Raw genomic sequence first — 484 nt, 5'->3', positions numbered from 1 at the left:
GCGTGCAGCTGCAAGGCGGAGGAGGGCGACAGGGCGGAGCCCTGGCAACCGACGACAACGCCGCAGATGTGCGTGCCACGCCCCGCGACGCCGGCATGATCCAAACGACAGGCCCTAGGGCCGGCTCAGCGCCGGATGAGACCGAGGCCGGTGGCGGCGGCCACCGCGGCCGTGCGGGAGTCGACGCCGAGCTTGGCGTAGACCCGGGCCAGATGGGACTTCACCGTGCCCTCGGTCAGATGCAGCCGGCCCGCGATGTGCTGGTTGGACAGTCCCTCGGCGACCAGCGCGAGGACCTCGGTCTCCCGGCGGGTCAGCGAGGTGTGCGGCCGGCGCAGCCGGGTCATGAGCCGGTCCGCGACGGCGGGAGCGAGCGCGGTCCGCCCCGCCGCCGCGGTGCGCACGGCGGCGGCCAGCTCCTCCGGCGGCGCGTCCTTGAGGAGGTACCCGGTGGCGCCGGCCTCGATGGCGGGCAGCGTGTCGG

The 484-nt window shown here is 75.4% G+C and carries 1 protein-coding gene; it reads right to left on the bottom strand.

The window, feature by feature from the left end; translation table 11 throughout:
• Positions 1 to 125 precede the first annotated feature (125 nt).
• A partial coding sequence (locus tag GTW67_RS13255) for a helix-turn-helix domain-containing protein (protein ID WP_161165015.1) occupies positions 126 to 484 on the bottom strand: 359 nt, incomplete at its 5' end.

Origin of the sequence: Streptomyces sp. SID5910, assembly GCF_009862125.1 — a bacterium.
Taxonomy (GTDB): Bacteria; Actinomycetota; Actinomycetes; order Streptomycetales; family Streptomycetaceae; genus Streptomyces.
This window is presented reverse-complemented; position numbering and strand designations above follow the sequence as displayed.